This is a genomic window from uncultured Martelella sp. (genome assembly GCF_963677965.2).
GTDB lineage: Bacteria > Pseudomonadota > Alphaproteobacteria > Rhizobiales > Rhizobiaceae > Martelella > Martelella mangrovi.
Genome location: NZ_CAXXFM010000001.1, coordinates 2,125,369 through 2,148,707, shown reverse-complemented (window position 1 = coordinate 2,148,707; position 23,339 = coordinate 2,125,369). Strand labels below are relative to the sequence as shown.

Sequence of the window (23,339 nt, the reverse complement as noted above, 5' to 3'; positions counted from 1 at the left end):
CCCCCCGAAACGGTCAAGACGATGGCGCAGGCACGGGATTTCGCAAGCGACCGCAAACCGATCGACGCCGCGTACTTGATTTCCGGCAGGCGTCCCCGTAGAGATCAGATAAAAGGGCAAGCGCCCCAGACCCGAGGCAAAGAAATCAGATCATGCCGGTCACAACGCATATTCTGGAAAATGGCATGAACCGGTTCGGCAAGCGGCTTGACGCGTTACACATTATTTTGAGCGTTCTTGCAGTTCTGCTGCTGTCCGCCTGCACGTCGAGACCCGACACGGTAACGATTTACCCGCGTCCCGAAGCTGCCGGTATCGAAGGTGCGCGCACCGTCACCGTCTATGTGGCAACGACGCGCGAACGCGCGGCACAACCGATCGACGGCTTCACCCGTGAGCGCGAATTTGACCTGAGCTATGCGGAATTCGTGATCTCGATCCCGCCGGACCATGCCCCCGGCGAAATCGAATGGCCCTATTCCCCCAAGGCAAACCCGGAAGATTATTTCACCGTGCTGAAGCATACCATGCTCTCGCAATCGGCGTTCGATGCGCGGATTGCGCGGCGCGCGCGCGAAACCAGCCAGGGCAGTGTCGGCATTTTCGTGCACGGCTTCAATGTCTCGTTTCAGGAAGGCCTCTTCCGGATGGCGCAGCTTGCCGCCGACAGCAATGTTCCCGGGGTTCCGGTCCTGTTTTCGTGGCCGTCGCAGGCGCGCATTCTCGATTATGCCACCGACAAGGAATCGGCCACCTTCTCGCGTGACGGGCTGGCGGATGTTATCGAACAGGTCACCGCACAATCCAGTGTCCGTTCGGTCATGCTGTTCGGACACAGCATGGGCGGCTGGCTGACGATGGAGGCGCTGCGGCAGCTGAGCCTGGAAGGCAAGCAGACCGCGCTTCGCAAGCTGAATGTCATCCTCGCCGCGCCCGACATCGACGAGGACGTTTTTGCCGCCCAGGTCGATGTGATCGGCCCGCTCGATCCGCCCCTGATGGTGATGGTCTCCAGCGACGACCGCGCACTCGGGTTTTCGCGCCTGATACAGGGCAACCGCCAGCGCACGGGGCAACTGGACATCACCGACCCGGAAGTGCTCGAACAGGCGCAGGCCATGAATGTGTCGCTGCTCGATATCTCCTCGATATCATCCAGGGATATGCTCAACCACAGCCGTTATGCCGCGCTTGCCGCAATCTATCCCGAACTGGACGAGGATGCCGACCTCGGCAGCGATCTGCGCACCGCCGGCGTACGGTTCCTTGATACCATGGGCCGTATCATCGATCCTGCCAACATCCTTGGCCAGGCCATGGACGCACAAGAGGCCGGACGATAGCCGGCTTTCTTGCCGCGACCTGACAAAAGACCGGGACCGGGCGTAACCATTCCTTGCAAATAAGGTCATGGCCTTTAAGATTTACCTGTCTTATCAACGACAGCAGGAGGGGATGGTGCGCGCAGGGTCAAAATATCAGCACCTCGTTCACGGGGCGGGTTGCCCGTGCCACACACCGGAATTCGCCCGTCTCAATCAGCGGCTGATGGATGGTTTCAGCCGGCGTTCGGTGCTCAAGGGCGTGGCCGGAACCATCGCGGCAGGTGCGCTTGCATCCGTACCCAGTCTTGCCGAAGCCAATGACCGCGCCACCCTGCTGACCAATGTCCGCATCTTCGACGGAATGTCCGACACCCTGACGGAGGGCCGCAATGTGCTGGTGCGTGGCGGCCGGATTGAAGCGCTGCCTCCCGTTGCCGAAGAGGTGGCCGATGCCGATATCGTTGACTGCGGCAACCGCGTGCTGATGCCCGGCCTGATCGACGCCCACTGGCATTCGTTGCTCTGTGCCATCCCGATGCAGACGGCAATGACCGCTCAGGTGCCCTATGTTCACCTCGTGGCCGCAGCGGAATCCGAAAAGACGCTGATGCGGGGCTTTACCACGGTGCGCGATGTCGGCGGCCCGTCCTACGCGCTCAAACGCGCGATCGACGGCGGAAAGGCCATCGGCCCGCGGATCTATCCGGCCGGCGCGATGATCACCCAGACCTCCGGCCACGGCGACTTCCGTTTCCCCTATGAAATCCCCGCCTCCGACAACACCAATCTCAGCCATGCCGAGGAAGCCGGGATTTCCTCGATTGCCAACGGCGTGCCGCAGGTGCTGAACCGCGTGCGCGAGCAACTGATGCTGGGCGCAAGCCAGATCAAGATCATGACCGGCGGCGGCGTGTCATCGCAATATGACCCGATCCCCAGCCTTCAGTTCACCCCGGAAGAAATCCGCGCCGCGGTGCAGGCGGCAACGGACTGGGGCACCTATGTCTGCGCCCATGTCTATACGGCGGCCGGCATCAAGCGGTCGATCGAAAACGGTGTTGCCTGTATCGAACACGGCCAGCTGGCCGACGAAGACACGGTGCGCATGATCGTCGACACCGGTACGTGGTGGAGCATCCAGCCCTTCCTGGCCGATGCCGATTCCAACCCGCAAGGCAGCGAGCAGCAGCGCCAGGACCAGCGCAATATCGCCGAGGGCACGGTGCGCTGTTTCGAATGGGCGAACCGGTTCAGCATCGAACGCATGGTCTGGGGCACGGATATCCTGTTCAATCCGACCCGGACAAGCTCGCAGGGCCGCCAGCTTGCCAAGTTGGCCGACTGGTTCTCGCCCGCCGACGTGCTGAAAATGGCCACCAGCCGCACCGGCGAACTGCTGCAGCTTTCCGGCGAACGCAATCCCTATCGCGGTCGCCTCGGGGTGATCGAGGCAGGCAGCTACGCAGACATGCTGCTGATCGACGGCAATCCGCTGGACGACATTTCGCTGATTGCCGATCCGGACAACATGACCGCCATCATGAAGGATGGCCGTTTCTTCAAGAACATGCTGGCATAGGAGACGATATGCACGCATATGCTTTCAAATTTCTGGCCGCAGGCGCGGTGGCAGCGGCTCTTTCTCAAACCGCGCTCGCCGCAGACCCGGTAACAACGCCTGCACCTCAACCGGCACCGGTGACGGCCAATAACTGGACCTTCGAGGTTACGCCCTATGTCTGGGGCGCAGGGCTTTCCGGAAAGGCTTCCCCCTTCGGCAGCGCTCCGACCGTGCGGGTCGACCGCAATTTTTCGGAGATACTGGACAATCTGAAGCTTGCCGGCTTCGTCAATTTTCTCGCAACCGACGGCAGGTTCGGGGTCTATGCGGACGTGATGTATATCGACAGCCAGAACGAACAGGCCACCGGTCCGGTGACGCTTCCCGGTTTCGGTCCGGTCCCGGGGGTCAATGTTGATCTTGACGCCCGGCTGTTCAATGCCGCGCTGTTCGGCGCCTACAGGCTTGCGGATACAGACAGGTTCGCGCTCGACGCGCTGGCCGGTGTCCGCGTTGTCAAGGCGTGGACCGATGTTTCGGCCAGTATTCCCGGCACACCCAATACCTATGGGGCCAAGCGTGATTTCGGCTGGGTGGACCCGGCCTTCGGCGCGCGCATGGAATATGATTTCGGAAAGGGCTTCAGCTTTGTCGGCGAGGCCGATGTCGCCGGCTTTTCCATCGGTTCGGATATCACATGGCAGGCCATGGGCGTGGTCAGATACGATCTTTCGCGCTCGACGGCTCTTTCGCTTGGTTACAAATACATGTCCGTCGACTATGACGACGACGGCAAGTTGTTCGACATCGAGATGCAGGGACCGACCGTGGGCCTCACCTTCCGGTTCTGATCCGGCGGCATGTTAAGCCTGATTGTCAGGTCTGGTTGACACTCGGGGCCACGGTGGGGAACACTGTGAACGCTTCAGGGGAAGCGGGGATGGAAACAATAAAAGGGTCAGGTGCGGGGCGTGCGTGTATTGCGTAAAAGGGGGCTTTTTCCGGCGGGTTTGTTGCTGCTTTCAGCTTGCAGCAGCGCGGAGCGCGGCCCGGTCATTCCCTTCTTCGGGGCGTATTTCCCCTCATGGATAGCCTGTTCGCTGATTGGCGTTTTCGGCGCCGTCATCATCAGGCTCCTGTTCATCAAGGCCGGCATTGACGCCGTGATGCCGCTGCGCGTGATCGTCTACCTGTTTCTGGCAATCGCCATCGGCCTGCTGTCGTCAATCCTGCTGTTCGGGCGGTAAACCATGTTGAGCACCAAGGCAAAACTTGTCGCCCTCATCCCGATCATCGTCATCGGCGCAACCGTCTATCTGGGCTGGACCCACATGACGCGGATGAAGGCGAATATTCTGTCGCAGGACGCAACGCTGACGGCGCCGATTACGCAGATTTCGTCGACCGTGCCCGGCCGGATCGCCGAGATTCACGTTGCCGAAAACGACGAGGTCAGCAAAGGCGATCTGCTGTTCTCGCTGGAAGATGAATCCTACCGCCTTCTGGTGGCCCAGGCCGAGGCCGATCTGAAGGCGGCTGAAGCACTCTACGAATCCCAGAACAGAAACATTGCCGCCGAAACGGCCAACGCCCAGATCGCCACACAGCAGATCGAGCGCGCACGCGCCAATCTGGAACTGGCCGACGAGACGCTGGAACGCCTGCTACCACTGCAACCCAAGGGCTACGTCACCGACCAGCAGGTGCAGGATGCCCGCACCGCCAAACGTGATGCCGAGGTCTCGCTCGAACAGGCGCTTCAGCAGTCCAAGGCCGCAGACGCGCTGATTTCCACGCCCGAGGAAACCCTGGCCGTGATCGAAGCGCGCCGTGCCGCGCTCGACCTTGCCAAATACAATCTTGCCAATACGAAAATCTATTCGCCGCATGATGGCCGCGTGGTCGGGCTGAAATTCTCGAGCGGCCAGTTCGTGGTTTCGGGCGCGCCGCTGTTCACGCTCGTCAATACCGGACAATGGTTTGCAACCGCGCTTTACCGCGAGGCGGAACTGAAGGACCTGCCGGCAGGGACCTGTGCCACCGTTTATGTGATGGCCGACCGCTCGGTGGAGATCAAGGGCCGCGTTCAGGGTATCGGATGGGGCGTTGCAACCGAAAGCATGATCCAGGTGCCGAGCGCCCTTCCCTATGTGCCGAAGGAACTTGACTGGGTACAGATCGCGCAGCGCTTCCCGGTGCGCATCGAACTGATTGACCCGCCGGAAAACCTGATGCGCATCGGCGCATCCGCCTCGACAGTGGTCCGCCATGGCGATGACTGCTGAAAGCATGCTGCAGCGGAAGTCGCGCCGGTTGATCGATGATCTCCGGCCCTTTCCCGGACGTCTGCGTCTGGCGCTGTCCATCGGCGCCATCTGCGCAATCTCGACCGTCATCTCGATGATGTATCATTTTCCCGAAGCCGCCATCGGCTGCTATCTGGTGATTTTTCTGATGCGGGCCAATGCAGCGGAAAATGTCGTCACCGGCGTCGGCATTATCGGCGCTGTCAGCATCGTGGTCGTGCTTTTGATCGGCATCATCAACCTGACCATCGATCATCCGCCCGCACAGATCGCGGCTATCATTCTGGCCTCTTTCATCTTCCTCTATCTGGATTCCGCCACCAAGGCGGGCGAGCAGGCGGGTATTGTCGCGCTGGTGATTTCCTTCGTCCTGACCCTGCTCGGCAACATTCCCCTTGGCGAGATCGCCACCCGTGCCGTGCTCTATGCCTGGGCAATGGTGTTCGTGCCGATGGCGGTGATGGCCGTCTACAATCTCCTGTTCGGCATTCCCCCGCAAAAGCTTCTGCGCCAGACCATTGCCGAACGGCTGGAACTTGCCGCCCAGCGTCTGGAACGGCCCGAGGCCGCCGATGATCTCGCCTTCATGGACGCGCTCGGCGAGGGCATGGCCGAATCCGACAAGAGGCTGATGCTGACAAAGCTCCTGCACCTTGTTTACGGCAAGGCCTATGAATTTCTGGAACGCGGACAGGCCCACAGCTACCGCCTGCTGCTTGCGGTTTCGGCGCTGCCGGACGAGGCCGATGGCGAAACCCGCTTCGAACTTGCCCGCATCTGCCGCAGCATGGCCGAGGCTGTTCTCGCAGGAAAAGACCTTCCGGTCTTTCATGCAGACGCGTTCGAGGGCGAGCGCCTGTTTGACGATATCGCCCGCACACTGGATGACCTCAGCCATATGGCGGCCCTGGACAAGGGCGCGGCGGTGAACGATCCGGCCGTCTCGCCGGACATTTTTTCCAATCCCGTTCATCTGCAATTCGCGCTGAAGACCACGCTTGCCGCCGTCACCTGCTTTTTCATCTATACCGCCATCGACTGGCAGGGCATTCATACCGCGATGATCACCTGCTATGTCGCCGCGCTCGGCACCACAGGCGATACGGTGCACAAGCTGGTGCTGCGCATCACCGGCTGTCTGATCGGTGCGTTTTTCGGGCTTGTCGCAATCCTGTTCATTATTCCGCAGCTTGAATCCGTCGGCGGGCTTGCCGTGCTGATCTTTGCCGTCGTGTCACTGGCGGCGTGGGTTTCGACCGGCAGCGAGCGGATTTCCTATGGCGGTGTACAGATCGCGCTCGCCTTCCTCCTGACGGTGTTGCAGGGGTTCGGGCCGGGCACCAGCCTGAGTGCCGCCAGCGACCGCATCATCGGCATTCTCTTCGGCAATGCCGTGGTCTATGTGATCTTCACCAATATCTGGCCGGTGAGCGTTGCCACCGAAGTGAAGAAGCGCACCGCCATGGCCACCGACAAGCTGAAACAACTCGCCGGTCTCGATTTTGCCACCCGCCGCGCGTCGACCGCACTTGTTGCTTCGGTCCAGACCGATCTCGGCGTGATCCGCAATGCCGTGGAAATGGCGCCCTACGAACCGCGCCACATGCGGCCCTCCCGTCAAGATCGCGAAAACTATGCCGGTACGGCCAGCACACTCAACAGCCTGTCGCTGGCGCTTTTGTTCCGGCGCGACCCGCCGCCCGTTGCGGATCTGCAGCCGGCCCCGGTTGCAAGCTCCAGCGAGCCGGCAGATTTTTCCAGCACCGCCCAACCGGGAGAAACGAGATGAAGCCAATCCGTCTTTCCAGAATGGCCGGTATCATCGCGGCGGTCGCCCTCGCCGCCCTTGGCGGTTGCGCGGCCGATTCCCTGTCGCTGGCGCCGCCCTCTCCCGAACGGCCCTGGCAACCGGCGGCGGAAAACACCAATGCGGACGATCTGAAGACCACCGCGCAAGGCGGCAGGGAGCTGGCGCTGTCGCCGCCGGTCATCGATACACAGAAGACCTACGCGCTGCCGGAACTGATCGACCTTGCCCAGCGCACCAATCCCGGCACCCGGGCCGCCTGGGAACAGGCCCGTCAGGCCGCCCTTGCCGTCGGCATGGCGGAGGCCACCTATCTGCCGGTGATCACCGCCAATGTCATTGCCGGCACCAATGACAATTCCGCCGAACTTCCGGTTCCGATCGGTGGCAGCGCTTATTTCGACAGCAATATTCAGGGCGTGGTGCCGTTCATGGCGCTGCAATGGCTGGCGCTTGATTTCGGCGGCCGCAGCGCGGTCGTGGAGGCGGCCAAACAGGCCTCGCTGGCCTCCAACTATCAGTTCAACGCCATGCACCAGAAGCTGGTCTTTGCCGTGACCGGCGCCTATCATGACTATAACGCCGCCCGCGCCCATACCCGCGCGGCAAGCCAGGCGCTTTCCAACAGCCGCACGGTTCTGGATGCGGTCCGGGCACGGCGCAACAGCGGGCTTGCAACATCGGTAGACCAGGCCCAGGCCGAACAGATTGTCGCCCAGGCCGAACTCGGCCTCGTGCAGGCCAGAGGCACCGAACAGGACACCTATCAAGCGCTTCTCGGCGCGCTCGGCATCTCGCCGATGTCGAAGCTGAAGATCCGGGATACCGCCGGGCGCGGCCTGCCCGCGCCCGCGCGTGCACCAGTCGAGACCATGATCGAGATAGCCCTTTCAAAACGGCCCGACATTCTCGCCGGCTATGCCACGCTTGAGGCCAGCCGCGCTGGCGTGAAAAAGGCGCAGTCCGATTTCATGCCAAAGATCGGCGTGTTCGGAACGCTTTCATCCTATGAAACCGGAGTGACCGCGGGCGGACTGCCGACCATCGACAATAACGGGCTGAACGGCAACATCATGGTTGGCGCCACCATTCCGCTTTATGACGCCGGCATGCGTGATGCCAATCTGAAACAGGCCAAAAGCCGTGTGGAAGCGGCCCAGCGCAATTTCGAACAGCTGAAAGATGCCGCCGCCCGCGAAATCGTGGTGGCCTCGAATGCGCTGACCACCGCACTTCAGGCCAATGCCTCGGCGGTAAAGCTCCGTCAGGCGGCCTACAAGACTTATGATTCCGCGCTCGAAGCCTATCAGAACGGGGTGGGAACCGTTTCGGCCCTGGCAACCGCACAGACCGGACTGCTGGAGGCGCGGCTTGCCGAAAGCGATGCGCGCGAAGCTGCCTTTACCGCCGCTGCCAATCTCGCCTTCGTTCTCGGCTCCTCGGCAGCAACGGCCACAGCGCGCTGAAGAAATCGTCCGCGCCGTTCGGTTTCGGCAGCATGACCGGTTCGCTGATCCATCAGCGCGCGGCACGGATCACGGCTTCACCGCCGGATGTCAGAATCAGCTGACCGTTATCGGCGATATCGAAGCCGTCGACCGTGGCGATCGCATCGAAGAAACGGCGTTCCAGCGCCATGAGTGGTTCATCGCAGGCCATTTCGGTGGCTGCCAGAGGCCCGATTTCAAGGCCGCCTTCGCCGCCAGGTTTTATCGCGCCCATATAGCGATTGCAGCCGGCGGAACCGGAAATACGACCTTCCGCATCGATCTCGAGCGTTACCGCGTTTTCCTCCGGCAAGGCTTCGGAGCCGATGTCCGACACGGTCCATTCCGGCCCCGAAAGAAGCGACATCGTCTCCCCGCCACAGCCGTTCAGGACGCCGGACGCCGTTGTCAGCGCGACGGACTGGGGAAACAGACGGCCACTCATATCATCGCGACAAAGCCGGTCGGCGATTGCAATGGAAAGACCGAAAGCGTCAAACGCATAATGATAGGCGCCCTCTGAAATGTCCGGTGCGGGCAGTCCGAGGTCAAGCCTGTCGTCGCCGTAATTGAGGTCGAGGCGGAAACGATCGCCATCGATAACCGCGTGCCAGCCGGGCTCGTTGCCCTGTGCCTTCCAGCTTTTGTCGTCTTCAACCACCACGCATTCGGGATATTCCTCGCCGGCAAGGCGCAACATGGCCGTGGCGCCCTTGCTCCAGAATTCGCTGCCGCTGTCTTCGCTGGCAAAACGCGCGCCATCGGCCGAAACCACCTGGGGCAGTTCGAAGATCATGTCATCGGTCTCGATCACGGCCATTTCGTCACGAAAGCCGATTTGTACCTGGCGATCGCCGCAATGCCATGTGCTCTGAAAACCGGAAGGCGAAAAGCCCGAAAGCCAGACTGTGCCGATATCCACGTCGTCCGACCCCGGAGCAATGCCAACCGGATCACCGGCGAAACGGATTTCGTTGTCAACCATGATGACCGCGGTCAGTTCACCCTTCACACCGCTCGGCACTGAAAGTTCAAAGGCAAGCGGCACCTGGCGGCCGCCGGTAGGCTGGCTCATGCTGCCCAGCTCGGTGCCCTGAAAGCCTGTGACTGCAACAGCAAGCTCGGCGCCCTCCGGCAGCGCCATACGTTCGCGATAGGTCGCCTCGCCGGAAATTGTTCGCATGTCCTGCGCAAGCGCAGAGGATGATGCCAACGCTGCAATGAGCACGATCAGAGTTTTCGACATGGTGACCTCCTGCATTATGATGCTTTTGCCGCAAGCCTAACCACGAGGCGCTACAGGTCAATGTCAACCGGCCAAAGTGCGCGAAAAACCGTAACCGGCATGCGCTAATCACCTGTGATGGCGCGCTGCGCGATTTACGTCATGGCAATCCGTTGCTATCGTCATTGCAGCATTCCGAAATGTGGGCGGTCATTTCAGCGCGGCGTTTTTTAAACGTCGGTGGATGTGAGGAGGGATCTTGGACAGAAAAGCAAAGGCGACCGGGCTGCCACGGCTCTCGATCAACATCGAGCGCTATCCCGCAACCACGCGCGTCCTGCATTGGCTGATAGCGGCACTGGTGCTGTTGACCTGGCCATTGGGCATGGTCATCAAATTCGTGAAAAACGAGGTCTCGCTCGATTTCTACTTGGTGCACGAAAGCCTTGGCTTTCTGGTGTTGTGGCTGATGCTTCTGAGAGTGGGAAACCGGCTGTTGACGCCCAAACCGGAAGACAACGGACCACGGATCGAACGGATTGCCGCGGCCAGCGTGCACGGGCTGTTCTATGTCTTCCTGATCATCATGCCGGTCAGCGGCTTCCTCGCCACCAACGCACATGGCTTTCCGTTCACCTGGTTCGGGGTGCTGCCGATCTGGAGCCCGGTCGGCAAGGCGCCCGAGATCGCCCCCGTGCTTTCGGCCATTCATCTGGCAACCGCCTGGATCCTGCTTGTCCTGTTCGTGCTGCATATCGGCGCGGTGCTGATGCATCACGTCATCCGGCGCGATTTCACTCTTTACCGGATATTATAATACATGCAGGCAGTCGAGATCACGGATACCGTCTGGGAACGGTTGCTTGCGCTGTGTTCCGGCAGCGGCGAAACGCCTGCCGGCGATGATCCGGCAACCGCGCTTTACGCCCCGATTGCCGGCGCGCGCGGGCCCTTTGTTCTCGCGCAGGTCGGTCAGTCGCTTGACGGACGGGTCGCAACGCCATCGGGTGATGCGGCGAATGTCTCCGGCCCGGACGGGCTTGCCCACCTGCACCGCTGTCGCGCGCTGGTCGATGCGGTTGTCGTCGGCGTCAGCACGGTAAAGGCCGACAATCCGCGCCTTTCGGTCCGGCTTGCCCAAGGCCCGTCTCCCGTGCGCGTGGTGATCGACTGCCACGGCGCGCTCGATGGCCGCGAGGGCCTGTTCCATGACGGCGGCGCACCGGTGATCGTGATCGAAAGCACATCGGCGCCGGCAAGGCCGCTGCCGAACGCCGAAATCCTGCGCATGCCGCCGTCCGGGACCGGTCTTGCCACCGGCGCAATCGTGAATGCGCTTGCCGGACGCGGGCTGAATCGCCTTCTCGTGGAAGGCGGGGCACGCACCATTGCCCGTTTCATCGAGGAGGGTCAGGTCGACCGGCTGCATGTCGCGATTTCGCCGCTGATCATCGGCACAGGCCCGAGCGGCATCACGCTTCCGCCGGTTGCGCGGCTTTCCGATGCGCTGCGTCCCCCGGCCGAAGTCTTCAGCCTCGGCAGCGATATCCTGTTCGATTGCGTGCTTACGACGTCAGGCCGGCAGGGCAAGAAGGTCGATGTGGCCGACGGAACATAGACTGTCGGGGTCTTCGATTGCGGCATGGCGAAACGCAATCCAGTCCGCGATATCCTTAGATGTGAAACCGCCAACCGCCTCAAGCGGCTGACGAAAGCCCGCGATGAAGGCGCGTTGCAGCGCGGCGCTTTCCCGGTTCATCCGCCACGGGCTGTGCTCCGTCTCGACCCTGAAACCATGGCCCTTGAAAAGGTTCGACAACTCCGTGGCCGCGTCGGGACCGAGCGCCGGCCCGAACCCCTTGTCGGTCTTTTGATGCCGGTTGAAGGCGGCGACCACATCGTCATCGAGCGCATGCGGCCGGGACCAGTGGATCCGGCCGTCATAATTCAACGCCGCGTAAAGCCCGCATCCCCTGGCCGCAAGCCTGTCGGCAAGTGCTGCCGAGTAGGCCAGCGAGCAGAGATCGAAGAGTGCGGACGCCGTGACCATGGCCGCATCTTCAAGGGGAAGGCCATCGAGGTCGTTGAGATCATGCCGGCGGAAGCTGACGCGATCCCCGGCGCCCGTCCGCCGTTGCGCTTCTTCAAGCAGCAGCGGGTCGTTGTCGAGCATCAGCCATTCTGCATCGGCGGAGACTTTGCCGGAAAGACTTCGAAACGTCGCGCCGGTTCCGCAGCCGATATCGAGGATCAGCGGTTTGCGTTTTGCTGCAAGGTGGCGGGCCAACACGTCCACCAGACGGCCATTCCGGGCGGCCCGGTCCGCCGGTTCACGCAATGACAACCACGCGGCATCAAAACTCATCGTATTTGCTCCAGCACATCGGAAACGAGACGCCCCGTCTGAGCCCAGCCGGAAAGCCTCGCCCCTGCCTGCCGGGCGCCTTCTGCCTTTTGGCGTCGCAGTCCGGCGTCACAAATCAGGCTGCGCAGCGCTCCGGCAAAGGCATCGCCATCATCCACCGGCACCAGTATTCCCGCCGTATCCGGCACCACATCCGGCACCGCGCCCGCCCGACAGGCAATAATCGGCAGGCCATGGGCAAGCGCTTCGGCGAAGACCATGCCATACCCCTCATACCGGCTTGCCAGCGCAAACAGGTCGGCCCCGGCAAAAAACGGGCCGGTATCCTCTACCGTTCCCGCAAGCGTGATCCGTTCGCCAAGGCCCAGATCATCGATCTGCCGCGCGATCTTCGCCGCCATATCCACGTCAAGTGAAGGGCTTCCGACGATCGTTGCCGTCCAGGAAAGGTCTTCGACCCGTTTCAGCGCATCGACAAGCACATCATGCCCCTTGCGCGGCGTCAGCGCGCCGATGGAGAGGATATGCGGCACTTCGTTGCAAGCCGCTGCCGATGCGGGCCGGTCCGTTCCCGGCGCGGCAATGCTGATGTTTTCTTCAGCCACGCCATACCCGGCAACCAATGCACGTGCCGTTTCGGGCGATGTCACGATGACATGGCGGGCATGAGAGAGCGCCCCGGCCTCGCTGCTCTGCAGCGCCTCGGCCCGGTCCTGCGAAAGCCCGGTTTCAAAGGCAAGCGGATGGTGCACCAGCGCAACCACAATCAGCCGTCCGGCCTGTCGCGCGGCCCACTGATCCAGAACGCCAAAGGCAAGACCATCGATCATCACCAGCGTGTCATCGCGAAGGGCTGAAAGGGCCTCTTCCGCCGCTTCTAGAACCGCTGCGTCGGGATGCGGAAAACCATCGCCCAGCGGCAACAGGTCGACCTGCCATCCCAATGCCTCAAGTTCTGCAATCAGCCGCCTGTCATACCCATAACCGCCGGTTTTCAGGTCAAGATTGCCGGGAAAGGCGAACACCAGCCTCAAAGATCGGCCTCATACCAGCCGCGCGCGGCATGCGATTCATGCAGTGTCACGCGGATCCGGCAGATCCGGTGGCTGCCCGCTCCAAGCCGGCCTTCGGCAACAGCCTCCGCCAGCCGGTCGAAAATGAATTTCGCAATCACCTCGGTGGTCGTCACCTTTCCCTTCAGGGCATCGAGTTCATCGAGGTTCTGATAATTCAGCGGTTTCAGCACCTCGGACAAGACCTCGGTCGCAGCGCCGATATCGACCGCCAGCCCGTCCTGATCCAGATCCTGCGTGAAAAACGCGGCATCGGTCACGAAGGTGGCGCCATGCATGGCCTGCGCGGGGCCGAACACCGGGCGAGGAAGGGAATGAGCGATCATGATGTGATCGCGCACCTCGACAGCAAACATAAGACCTTCTCCTCAATAGCGAATGCGATGGCAGAGCGTGTCCGGAGACGACAGGATGGCCGGATAAGCCTGTTCAAGCTCTGCAAATGAGGTATCGCCCGAAATCAGCGCGTCAAGGCGGGCATCGGCAAGAAGCTGAAGCGCCTTGGCCATGCGGCGCGCAAATGTCCAGCGCGGGCGATGCGACGGCGGGAGGGAACCGACCTGCGAACTGACGAGGCGAAGCCTGCGGGCGTGAAACGCACCGCCCAGCGGAATGGCGGACAGCCCCTGGCCATGCCAGCTTGCCTCCACGATCCGGCCTTCCTGCCCGGCATGCTCGATCGCGTTTGCTAGCGCCTCGTCCGATCCCGAAGCATTGACCGCCACATCGAAGGGGCCTTCGGTATCGCCGGTCGAAAATGCAATGCCGAGCTTTTGCGCAAGGCTTGCCCTTTCGCCATTGGGATCAATCAGCAGGGTTTCGGTGCCCGGGATCAGGGATGAAAGATACGCCACCAGTGTGCCGACCGTGCCTGCACCGAACACGGCGACCGTTTCGCCCGGCGCAATGGCCGCATCCCAGACGATGTTGAGCGCGGTTTCCATATTGGCGGCCAGAACCGCCCGCTGCGGGGGCAGGCCTTCCGGCAGAACCGAGAGCATATCCACCGGCGCCACAAACCGGTCTTGATGGGGATGCAGGCAAAATACGGTCCGGCCGGTCACATCTTCCGGGCCGTCCACAACCCGGCCGACTGCGGCATAGCCGTATTTCACCGGAAAGCGGAAGCTGCCCGCCATGTTCGGTCCGCGCATCCGCTCCCACTCGCTTTCCGGCACCCTGCCCTGAAACACAAGCGTCTCGGTTCCCCGGCTGACACCGGTAAAGAGCGTTTTGACGAGCGCTTCATGTTCACGCGGGGCCGTCAAAGGTTCGGTGCGGATTTCGCAGCGTCCGGCTTCGGGAAACCACAATGCGCGGGCGTTCCCGGAGGCGTCTTCATGCGTGCGCGATCGACTGTCCGACACTGCCCTCTCTCCCTGTCTTCGCGCATTGTTTACGCGAAATGCCAACTGATAGCGAGACGTCGGCCATGCGCGCTTTGTTCCCGAAGGCGTCAAAACGGGCTTTCCTTCGGCTTTTTTGTGCAGCAGACTGAACCACTTGGGAAGTGAAAACGTTCTGAAAAGCAGAGGCAATGTTTTTTCAGGCCATCGGTGCGCGTTTTCCGCCAGCGGCAATGTCGGGCACCGGCGCTCAGGGAGGAGACCAGCATGACGCAGGACCAGTGTTTCGACTTTCAATCGGTTTTGCCCGAAACCGAGGTGGAGCGGGCGGTCGCGGAACTGCGTTTCGGCCGCCCTGTGATCCTGCGCGGCGGTTCCCGGCAGGTAGCAACGCTGGCGCTCGACTGCGTGACGCCGGCGCTTTACGACCGGTTTGCCCACGCCACCGACAACCGCCACAGCCTGTTTTTGACCAGGGAGCGCGCCGACCGGCTTGGCATCAGCGCGCAAAACGGCATCACCGTGCCGCTTGCGGATATCGATTTCGAGGAAGCCTCGCGCCATGCCTACGCGCTTTCCGGCGATAAACCGGCAGTCTGGGCGCCGGCCGATCCCCTGCAGGCCGATGCTTCGCAGCTGGCGCGGCTTGCGCTGTTGCTGCCGGCCATGGTCACGGCCGACATCGAACCGGAGGATAGCCGCTTTGCCGCCTGCCTGAGCGTCGATCCGGCAAACCTGCGTTCCCGCGGAGCCGGGCACCAGCATTTTCAGCAGGTGGTGCGCACCCGTGTTCCGCTGAAACAGATCGGCGACGCCGATTTTGCCGTGTTCCGGGGCGGGATGGCGCAAAAGGACCAGATCGCCATCATCGTCGGCACGCCGGACCTGAACGCGCCGGTGCCGGTGCGTATTCATTCCTCCTGCCTCACCGGGGACCTTTTCGGATCGCTGAAATGCGATTGCGGCGATCAGCTCAGAAACGGCCTGGCCCAGTTGAAGGCTGCCGGCGGCGGCGTGCTGATCTATCTCGATCAGGAAGGCCGCGGCACGGGCATCGGCGCCAAGATGCGCGCCTATGGTTTCCAGCATCAGGGGCTCGACACAATCGATGCCGATGCCGAACTCGGGCTTGAAGGCGACCACCGCCGTTATGAGGCCGCGGCAGCCATGCTTGGTCTCCTCAAGATTTCGCGGGTCGTGCTGCATACAAACAATCCGAGCAAGGTTGACGGATTGCGCGCAAACGGCATTGATGTGACAGGTCAGGTCCGGGTTACCGGCGCCGTGACTGCCGACAATGTCAACTATCTGAGAACCAAGACACTGCGTGCCGGACACACGCTTGAGCTTGAAAGCCTGATTGCCGCGGAATAGGACGCATGAGCACGCTGGAACCGCCATCCGACAGGCAGACGCTGCCCGGCATGCATACGCCCGCACACGGCGATACCGCGACCGCATGGCGCGAGCGGCATCTGCTGAAGAACACGCTGGCAGCCCTCGCCGCCATCTATGTGGTTTCGACCGCGGCCTATCTCGTGCTCGCAGCCCATCTTGCCGCCGGGCCCGGAACGGTGACAGCTGCGGCGCTTGCGTTGCTCGCCATCCTTGCACTTGTGATCCGCGCCCTGCCCGGCCATGACCACCGGCGCTTCGGCCCGGCCAACATCATTACCGTCATCCGCGCGGCGATGGTGAGTTTTTTCGGTGCGGCGATGATCGTCGGTGATGTGGCAACCGATTCCGTGCCGCCGGTTATCATCCTGCTTGTCGTCATCGCCCTCGCGCTCGATGGCATTGACGGTTATCTTGCCCGGCGCACCCGGCTTCAATCGGCCTTCGGCGGCCGCTTCGACATGGAGGTCGATGCGCTACTGATCCTGCTGCTTTCCGTTTCCGCGCTGCTGCTGGGCAAGGCCGGCGGCTGGGTGCTGGCGATCGGGCTTATGCGCTATGGCTTCGTGCTCGCACAGACGGTGCTGCCGTTTCTCAAGGTTCCGCTTGCCCCATCCTTCCGGCGCAAGCTGATCTGCGTTGTTCAGGTGGCAGCACTCTGCCTCATCCTGCTGCCCGGCATCGTCCCGCCGGCCTCCACGGCAATTGCCGCCATTGCCCTTGTGCTGATCAGCTATTCCTTCGCCGCCGATGTCATTCACCTTGCCCGACAGCGCTTCACGACAGCATGAACAAACGCTTTGACAGCACGCTCGGTCTCGCCCGCTCTCTTCTGGTCTATTACGGCCAGCCCTGGCGGCGCAGCGCGCTGAAATTCTTCTATGGGCAACTGATCTGCCCCGGCGATCTGGTCTTTGATATCGGCGCTCATGTCGGCAGCCGCACCAGAACCCTGCTTGCGCTCGACGCCGAGGTTGTCGCGGTCGAACCGCAACCGCTTTTCGCCGATCTGATCGAGCGGCATTACGGCGCGCGCCTGCATGGCTTCGAGCGCGTTGCCGTGGGAGCTGAGGAAGGCGAGGTCGCGCTTGCGATTTCCAGCCGCCATCCGACGGTTTCCAGCATTTCCGGTGACTTTGTCAGGACGGCGGGCGGCACGAAAGGGTTCTCCTCCGTGGTCTGGGACAAAACGGTGACAGTGCCGATGACAACGCTGGACGCCCTGATTGACCGCCACGGCCAGCCCTATTTCTGCAAGATCGATGTCGAGGGCGCGGAAAGCGCGATCCTGGAAGGCCTGGGCAGTGCGCTGTCGTTGGTTGCGTTTGAATATATTCCGGCAATGCCCGAGATTGCCGTCGCGGCAGTGGAAAGGCTTGAAACGCTGGGCGACTATCGCTTCAACCGCGTGGTGGGCGAGAAACACCGCTTTGTGTCCACCCAATGGGTCAGCGCCGGGACCATGCTGGAAACGATCCGCGGGCTTTCAACCGATGATCCCTCCGGCGATATCTATGCCCGGCTTGTATCATGACGGCGCCTGATCGCGATGACCAGAAACAGGAGGCCCTGCGGCGCCACTCCCAGAAGCGAGATCATGCCGTAGAGCAGGCTTGCCGAAAGCCCTGCGGCACTGGTCAGCCCGAAGAGCGGCCAGAGCGCGGCAGCCGCGGCCTCGCGCGTGCCCCAGCCGCCGACGCCGGCCGGGATCAGCATGGTCATCAGACACAGCGGAATGACCGTCACGGCGGCAACCGGCGGCAGGGGCGCACCGGTGGCAGAAGCCGCGATCATGAAAACGGCGACATAGGCGGCAACCGTCAGCATGCTGAGAGCCAGCTGAATGGCGAATGCGCCCCGGTTCCAGAAAACCGCCGCAAGGTCCGGCCGCAGGGTTTCATAACGCGCCATCAACCGGGAGCGGGCGATGAAAAGGCCAAGACAGACTGCGGCACCGAGAACGCCCGCACAAATCAGCGCGAACCGCGAAAAGCCGGATGGCAGACGGCCCGCCAGAAACACGGGCCAGGCGAAAAGCCCGGCCCCGGCCAGCACAAAGAAGGCAAGCTGTCCCGAAAGCCGTTCAAGCACGATGGCGGCGGCCGGACGCTTCCAGCTTTTGGCCGTGCGGCTGCGATAGGCCCGCACCGCATCCCCCGCCATGCCGCCGGGCAGGATCTGGTTGACGAGGCTGGCGATATAATATTCGCGGATTGCAAGCGCGGCCGGGATCGGATGGCCAAGCCGGGCCGCCGTAAAACGCCAGCGCAGCGCCGACAGCACCACCTGAAGCTGGACGAGTGCAACACCTGCGAGGACCGGTCCGGCAGAGACATTGCCAAACGCCGCCGCGACATCGGCGGGGTCGACAGCAACAAACAGCCCGGCAATAACCGCCAGACAAAATATCACCGCAAGGACGCCATATGCGGACAAAAACCGCTCCTTCCAATGGCACGGTATTCGGTGGCACGGTATCCGGATAACCGGACGGCAAGGACATGTCATGATGGCTGAAGCGCCGCGTTGCAAGCACAACCTTTCCGGCCGGCAGGCCGGCGCGGTGCTGGTGTTTGCCGTCATCGCCCTTGTGACGCTCAACCTGCCGGATTATCCGGGCGGCTTTTCGTCAAGCGCCTTCCTGCATCTGCCCATCGAAATTCCGCTGCTGGGGCTGGCGCTGGTCTTGCTGCCGCGCCGCATGGCCTTTGTTCTGGCAGCGCTGGCGACATTTGCCATCGGCACGGTCCTGTTTTTGAAACTCGGCGATATCGGCGTCCAGTCGGCGTTCCGGCGGCCATTCAACCCCTATCTCGACCTGCGGATCTTCGCCGATGGCTGGAACCTGTTTTCCGGCAGCTTTGGCGCCATGACCGCGATGCTGACGATCGCCGGCGTCGTCATCCTTTTTGTCGGTGTGCTCGTGCTGTTCTTCCTGTCCATGCGGCCTATGGCAGGCGCTGCCGGCAAAAAGGCGCGCGGCATGACATGGGTGTTTTCCGGCCTCCTGGCCGTCGGGCTTGCGCTCTGGGCCGCAGGGGCTGCAACGGGAACACGGACCTATGCCGATGCCCGCGCGTCGGGCTATATCGTTTCGCGTATGCAATCGGTCACGCAGGCAATGCGGGATATGCAGCGCTTCGATCGGGCGCTGGCCGAAAGCGTGTCCCTGCCGAGAACCGATACGCTGTTTCAGGCCGTGCGCGGCCGCGATGTCGTTCTGATCTTCATCGAATCCTACGGGCGCAGTGCAATCGAGGACCCGCTTTATGCACCGCTGATCGAACCGCGGCTGGACGCCGTCGGTGACGAACTGAATGAGGCGGGCTTTGCCGCAGCCAGCGGCTGGAGCCGGTCGCCGACCATGGGCGGGCTCAGCTGGCTTGCCCACGGCACATTCCTGTCCGGCCTGTGGCTCGATAATCAGGCGCGCTACGACCGGCTGATGACGAGCCACCGCGAAAGCCTGAACCGGCTGTTTCGCGAGGCCGGCTGGCGCACGGCGGCCGTGATGCCGGCCATTACCATGGACTGGCCGGAGGGCGCCTATTATGGCTATGACACCATCCTGGCCGCCGATGATCTCGGCTATGAAGGCGAGCCTTTCAACTGGGTGACCATGCCCGACCAGTACACGCTTTCAGCCTTCGACCGGCTGGTGCGCCACACCGGTGACAACAGCCCGGTGATGGCCGAAATCGCACTGATTTCCAGCCACGCCCCCTGGACGCCGGTGCCAGAGCTGATCGACTGGTCCGATGTCGGCGATGGCAGCGTATTCGACGAACAGGCCACAAGCGGCGATCCCCCGGCCGTGGTCTGGGCCGACCGCGAACGGGTGCGCCGGCACTATATCGGAACCATCGATTATGCGCTTGAAACCGTCGGCGACTATATTGCCCGTTTCGGTGAGGATGCGGTCTTCATCGTGCTCGGCGACCATCAGCCCGCACCGCTGATCACCGGCCCCGATGCCTCGCGCGCCGTGCCGGTCCATGTCATCAGCCGCGATGCACATCTCGTTGAACGGTTTGAAGCCGAGGGTTTTACGCCCGGCATGATCCCGGCCGCCGATGCGCCCGAACCGCCGATGGACGAAATGCGGGGCAGGCTGATCCGGATATTCTCCGAACCGGTTCAGCCGCGATAACGCAGCCGGTCGATCAGAAGCCGCAACGCCGAACTCATCTGCCGGCGGCTTGAATAGCAAAGCTGGAAACCATCGAACGGCTCGCACCAGTCGGCGAGCACACGCTGCAACCGGCCTGCCTTGATGTCCGCCTCGACCTCCGGCAGGGTGACGTAGGCAATACCATAACCCTCACGGGCCGCCGCGACACAGAACTCGGCCTCGTTGAAAACCAGCGGACCGGAAACCTTGCGCACGATCTCCTCGCCCTTTCTCTCGAATTCCCAGTCATAGGGCGCGGTGGTTGCGCCAAAGCGCATGACGATACAGTCATGCGCGTCGAGATCACCCGGGTGCAGCGGCACGCCGCGCTTTTCGAAATAGGACGGTGCAGCAACAGCGGCCATTTCGACGGATGGCCCCACGGGCACGGCAATCAGGTCCGGGCCGACCATTTCCGCAAGCCGCACAGCGGCATCGAACCGGCCTTCGGCCAGATCTGCCAGACGGCTGTTGGTATTGATGTCGATGCGGATATGCGGGTAGTCGCGCACCAGTTCCATGATCACCGGCCACAATATGCCGCGCACCGCCGTCGCCGAGGCCGTGAGCCGCACAAGTCCGGCCGGCGTATCGCCGATGGAACGCAATTGCTCGATCCGGCTTTCGATCTGTTCGAGGCCCGGCCGCAAGGCATCGATCAGCTTTTCGCCCATATCGGTGGTGGACACGCTGCGGGAAGTGCGGTTCAGAACGCGGAAGCCGAGCGAGGCCTCCAGCCGACGGATCGTGTGACTGACGGCGGATTGCGACACACCGAGGCGGTTTGCCGCGCGGGTGAAATTGCCCTCCTCCGCAACGGTCATGAACACCGTCAGATCACCCAGTTCATCCCGCCGCATATCATCTCCGTTTCGCTGCTTTTTGGTTCCGAGCGAAGCATAACGGCAAAATGAAGCGCCATCCATGAATTCCATTCATTTGATCTATGATGAAAAGGACATGGTTCAAGCGACCGCTTGGCCCTAGTTTCGATGGCACGGCATATCCGGAGCATCAATGACATCCACTGAAAACAGTCCTGCAAGCCATGACAGCGCACCCGTCGCGCATCCCATGAGCGCGGTTTTATCGATGACGCTTTGCGTCTCCATGCTGATTGCCTCGGAATTCATGCCCGTCAGCCTGCTGACGCCGATGGCCGAAGGCCTGGGCGCCACGGCAGGACAGACGGGACAGGCAATCTCCGTTTCCGGCCTCTTTGCGGTCGCCGCCAGCCTGCTGACGGCAACGGTTGCCGGACGGATTGATCGCAAGATCGTGCTGCTGACGATGACCACGCTGATGTTGATCTCGCTGGTGATGATCGCGCTCGCGCCGAATTTCGCCGTGCTGATGAGTGCGCGTGCGCTGCTCGGCATCACCATCGGCGGGTTCTGGTCGCTTGCCACCGCCGTGCTGATGCGGCTGGTGCCGCCGGCAAAAGTGCCGCAGGCGCTTGCCATCATGTATACCGGCCAGGCGCTTGCCGCCGCCTTCGCCGCCCCGATCGGCAGCTATCTCGGCGGGTTGATCGGCTGGCGCGGCGTGTTCTGGGTGCTGGTGCCGCTGGTCGTCGTCAATCTTGTCTGGCAGTTCGCCGCCCTGCCCGCCCTGCCCGCGCGCAACCGGCTCACCTTTGCCAATCTGCTGGGCGTGCTGCTGCGCCCCTATTTTCTGCGCGCGCTCGGGGCGATCATATTCACCTGGGGATCGGCATTCACGATGTTCACCTATCTGCGTCCGTTCCTCGAAACGGTCACGGGCGTGGGTGTGACAACGCTTTCGATCCTCCTGCTGGTGCTCGGTTGCGCCGGTTTCATCGGCACATGGCTTGCGGGAAAGCTTGCCGGCGATCATGTTATTCGTCTGCTGATCACACCGCCGCTGATCATGGGCGCGGTCACGCTCGGCCTGCTGGTATCGGGCCATTCGCTCGTTGTGGTGGCCGTTCTTCTGGCCATCTGGGGCGCGATGAACACGGCAGTGTCGATCATCTGGATGGCGTGGTTGTCGCAGAATGTCGACGATGCGCCGGAAGCCGCAGGCAGTCTGATGGTCGCTGCAATTCAGGCGTCTATCCTGCTCGGCGCGTTGATCGGCGGCGTGCTGCTGGACGCTTTCGGCATCAACGCGACCTTTATCGGCAGTATTCTCATGGCGGTCGCCGCCATGCTGTTTGTGGGCAGCGGCCGCTCGCTGCTCAAACGTTAAAACCCAAGAAGGAGAAGACCATGCTTGCCACCGTGATGTATGCCCCCGGCGACGTCCGTTACGAGACCGTCGACGATCCTAAAATCCTCAAACCCACCGACGCCATCATCAAGCTGTCGGCCACCTGCATCTGCGGCTCGGATCTGTGGCCCTATCGCGGTGCGCAGCCGCTCGATGAACCCATGCATATGGGGCACGAATATTGCGGCGTGGTCGTGGAAGTCGGCAGCGACGTGACGACCGTGAAGCCCGGCCAGTTCGTTGTCGGTTCCTTCGTGCTTTCCGACAACACCTGCCCGCATTGCCGCTTCGGCTATCCCTCCTCCTGCGAGCAGCGTGAATTCATGAGCGGCGCGCAGGCCCCTTATGCCCGCGTACCGCTGGCCGATGGCACGCTGGTGGCCACCGATAACATGCCGACCGACGGGCAGATCCCGCACATGCTGGCCGTCTCCGACGTTCTCGGCACCGGCTATTATGCCGCCGAAGCCGCCGGCGTGAAGGAAGGCTCGACCGCCGTCGTCGTCGGCGACGGGGCTGTCGGCCTGATGGGCGTTCTCTCGGCGAAACTGATGGGCGCCGAACGCATCATCGCCATGAGCCGCCATGAAAGCCGCCAGAAGCTCGCCCGCGAGTTCGGCGCTACCGATATCGTCGAAACCCGTGGCGAAGAAGGCGTTGCCGCCATCAAGGAAATGACCGACGGCGTTGGCGCCGATGCCGTTCTCGAATGCGTTGGCCTGCAGGAGAGCATGGATCAGGCGCTCGGTTGCGCGCGTCCGGGCGGCGCTGTCGGCTTTGTCGGCGTGCCCCATGGCGTGACGATTGGCGGCGAGGGGCTGTTCTTCCAGCAGAAGCGCCTGTTCGGCGGCCCCGCGCCGGTGCGCCGCTACCTGCCGAAACTGATGGACATGGTGTTGAAGGACGAAATCCGGCCCGGCAAGGTCTTCGACCTCGAACTACCGATCGACCAGGTCGCCGAAGGCTACAAGGCCATGGACGAGCGCCGCGCCATCAAGACGCTGTTGCGCGTCTAGAATGAACGCTGTCTGCCGGCTTCACAAAAA

22 protein-coding genes are annotated in these 23,339 nt (G+C 62.3%); 15 read left to right on the top strand and 7 right to left on the bottom strand.

The window, feature by feature from the left end:
* Positions 1 to 152 precede the first annotated feature (152 nt).
* The 7 genes from ACHZCU_RS10110 to ACHZCU_RS10080 all read left to right on the top strand — a co-directional run bounded on the left by ACHZCU_RS10110 (position 153) and on the right by ACHZCU_RS10080 (position 8,465).
* Positions 153 to 1,343 (top strand): alpha/beta fold hydrolase, encoded by a 1,191-nt coding sequence (locus ACHZCU_RS10110; RefSeq protein ID WP_319518684.1) that lies wholly within the window; start codon positions 153 to 155, stop codon positions 1,341 to 1,343.
* A gap of 115 nt (positions 1,344 to 1,458) precedes the next feature.
* Positions 1,459 to 2,904, top strand: coding sequence for an amidohydrolase family protein (locus tag ACHZCU_RS10105; protein ID WP_319518683.1), 1,446 nt, complete (start codon positions 1,459 to 1,461; stop codon positions 2,902 to 2,904).
* 8 nt (positions 2,905 to 2,912) lie between these two features.
* Positions 2,913 to 3,737 carry a YfaZ family outer membrane protein gene (locus tag ACHZCU_RS10100; protein ID WP_319518682.1) on the top strand — a complete coding sequence of 275 codons (825 nt, stop codon included), beginning with the start codon at positions 2,913 to 2,915 and terminating at the stop codon, positions 3,735 to 3,737.
* 162 nt (positions 3,738 to 3,899) lie between these two features.
* The gene (locus ACHZCU_RS10095) at positions 3,900 to 4,133 is read left to right on the top strand and encodes a YtcA family lipoprotein (RefSeq protein WP_227023773.1); all 234 of its coding nucleotides are present in this window, start codon (positions 3,900 to 3,902) and stop codon (positions 4,131 to 4,133) included.
* 3 nt (positions 4,134 to 4,136) lie between these two features.
* Entirely contained in the window at positions 4,137 to 5,171 is a 1,035-nt protein-coding gene (mdtN, locus tag ACHZCU_RS10090) for a multidrug transporter subunit MdtN (RefSeq protein ID WP_319518681.1), read from the top strand.
* Positions 5,155 to 6,981, top strand: coding sequence for an FUSC family protein (locus ACHZCU_RS10085; RefSeq protein ID WP_319518680.1), 1,827 nt, complete (start codon positions 5,155 to 5,157; stop codon positions 6,979 to 6,981). Before mdtN ends, ACHZCU_RS10085 begins: the two co-directional genes overlap by 17 nt.
* Entirely contained in the window at positions 6,978 to 8,465 is a 1,488-nt protein-coding gene (locus tag ACHZCU_RS10080; protein ID WP_319518679.1) for a TolC family protein, read from the top strand. Before ACHZCU_RS10085 ends, ACHZCU_RS10080 begins: the two co-directional genes overlap by 4 nt.
* A gap of 52 nt (positions 8,466 to 8,517) precedes the next feature.
* Here the strand turns inward: ACHZCU_RS10080 and ACHZCU_RS10075 are convergent, their stop codons facing one another.
* Positions 8,518 to 9,732: an META domain-containing protein gene (locus ACHZCU_RS10075; protein ID WP_319518678.1), complete on the bottom strand. Its 1,215-nt coding sequence runs from the start codon at positions 9,730 to 9,732 to the stop codon at positions 8,518 to 8,520.
* A gap of 238 nt (positions 9,733 to 9,970) precedes the next feature.
* On the opposite strand from ACHZCU_RS10075, the gene ACHZCU_RS10070 reads away from it, so the two are divergent.
* Positions 9,971 to 10,528: a cytochrome b gene (locus ACHZCU_RS10070; RefSeq protein ID WP_319518677.1), complete on the top strand. Its 558-nt coding sequence runs from the start codon at positions 9,971 to 9,973 to the stop codon at positions 10,526 to 10,528.
* Between the two features lie 3 nt (positions 10,529 to 10,531).
* Positions 10,532 to 11,329 carry a RibD family protein gene (locus ACHZCU_RS10065; protein ID WP_319518676.1) on the top strand — a complete coding sequence of 266 codons (798 nt, stop codon included), beginning with the start codon at positions 10,532 to 10,534 and terminating at the stop codon, positions 11,327 to 11,329.
* Here the strand turns inward: ACHZCU_RS10065 and ACHZCU_RS10060 are convergent.
* From ACHZCU_RS10060 to ACHZCU_RS10045, 4 genes are read right to left on the bottom strand one after another with little or no spacing between them, the layout of a single operon-like run.
* A complete protein-coding gene (locus ACHZCU_RS10060) occupies positions 11,285 to 12,076 on the bottom strand; it encodes a class I SAM-dependent methyltransferase (RefSeq protein ID WP_319518675.1) in 792 nt (263 codons plus the stop codon). The genes ACHZCU_RS10065 and ACHZCU_RS10060 overlap by 45 nt on opposite strands.
* Positions 12,073 to 13,101 (bottom strand): glycosyltransferase family 4 protein, encoded by a 1,029-nt coding sequence (locus tag ACHZCU_RS10055; RefSeq protein ID WP_227023778.1) that lies wholly within the window; start codon positions 13,099 to 13,101, stop codon positions 12,073 to 12,075. The genes ACHZCU_RS10060 and ACHZCU_RS10055 overlap by 4 nt, the downstream gene beginning before the upstream one ends.
* 5 nt (positions 13,102 to 13,106) lie before the next feature.
* Positions 13,107 to 13,505, bottom strand: coding sequence for a 6-pyruvoyl tetrahydropterin synthase family protein (locus tag ACHZCU_RS10050; RefSeq protein WP_106310876.1), 399 nt, complete (start codon positions 13,503 to 13,505; stop codon positions 13,107 to 13,109).
* 12 nt (positions 13,506 to 13,517) lie between these two features.
* Positions 13,518 to 14,516, bottom strand: coding sequence for a zinc-binding alcohol dehydrogenase (locus tag ACHZCU_RS10045; RefSeq protein WP_319518674.1), 999 nt, complete (start codon positions 14,514 to 14,516; stop codon positions 13,518 to 13,520).
* Between the two features lie 246 nt (positions 14,517 to 14,762).
* Between ACHZCU_RS10045 and ribA the strand changes: the two genes are divergently transcribed.
* Genes ribA through ACHZCU_RS10030 form a run of 3 tightly spaced genes read left to right on the top strand, consistent with a single transcriptional unit; the run spans position 14,763 to position 17,424 of the window.
* Complete coding sequence (gene ribA, locus ACHZCU_RS10040) at positions 14,763 to 15,869, top strand: GTP cyclohydrolase II RibA (RefSeq protein WP_319518673.1); 1,107 nt, start codon at positions 14,763 to 14,765, stop codon at positions 15,867 to 15,869.
* Positions 15,870 to 15,874: 5 nt separating this feature from the next.
* Entirely contained in the window at positions 15,875 to 16,681 is an 807-nt protein-coding gene (locus tag ACHZCU_RS10035) for a CDP-alcohol phosphatidyltransferase family protein (RefSeq protein ID WP_319518672.1), read from the top strand.
* On the top strand, positions 16,678 to 17,424 hold the full coding sequence (locus ACHZCU_RS10030) for an FkbM family methyltransferase (protein ID WP_319518671.1): 747 nt from the start codon (positions 16,678 to 16,680) through the stop codon (positions 17,422 to 17,424). Before ACHZCU_RS10035 ends, ACHZCU_RS10030 begins: the two co-directional genes overlap by 4 nt.
* Here ACHZCU_RS10030 and ACHZCU_RS10025 read toward each other — a convergent pair.
* The gene (locus ACHZCU_RS10025) at positions 17,403 to 18,326 is read right to left on the bottom strand and encodes a lysylphosphatidylglycerol synthase transmembrane domain-containing protein (protein WP_319518670.1); all 924 of its coding nucleotides are present in this window, start codon (positions 18,324 to 18,326) and stop codon (positions 17,403 to 17,405) included. The two genes, ACHZCU_RS10030 and ACHZCU_RS10025, sit on opposite strands and share 22 nt — an antisense overlap.
* A 73-nt stretch (positions 18,327 to 18,399) precedes the next feature.
* On the opposite strand from ACHZCU_RS10025, the gene ACHZCU_RS10020 reads away from it, so the two are divergent.
* A complete protein-coding gene (locus ACHZCU_RS10020; RefSeq protein WP_319518669.1) occupies positions 18,400 to 20,040 on the top strand; it encodes a sulfatase-like hydrolase/transferase in 1,641 nt (546 codons plus the stop codon).
* On the opposite strand, the gene ACHZCU_RS10015 is transcribed toward ACHZCU_RS10020, so the two are convergent.
* Positions 20,028 to 20,921 (bottom strand): LysR family transcriptional regulator, encoded by an 894-nt coding sequence (locus ACHZCU_RS10015; RefSeq protein ID WP_106310932.1) that lies wholly within the window; start codon positions 20,919 to 20,921, stop codon positions 20,028 to 20,030. The genes ACHZCU_RS10020 and ACHZCU_RS10015 overlap by 13 nt on opposite strands.
* 157 nt (positions 20,922 to 21,078) lie before the next feature.
* Here ACHZCU_RS10015 and ACHZCU_RS10010 point away from each other — a divergent pair, with 157 nt between their 5' ends.
* The gene (locus ACHZCU_RS10010; RefSeq protein ID WP_319518668.1) at positions 21,079 to 22,272 is read left to right on the top strand and encodes an MFS transporter; all 1,194 of its coding nucleotides are present in this window, start codon (positions 21,079 to 21,081) and stop codon (positions 22,270 to 22,272) included.
* A 20-nt stretch (positions 22,273 to 22,292) separates the two neighbouring features.
* Positions 22,293 to 23,309, top strand: a complete 1,017-nt coding sequence (locus tag ACHZCU_RS10005) for a zinc-dependent alcohol dehydrogenase family protein (protein WP_319518667.1) — start codon at positions 22,293 to 22,295, stop codon at positions 23,307 to 23,309.
* Positions 23,310 to 23,339: the final 30 nt, after the last annotated feature.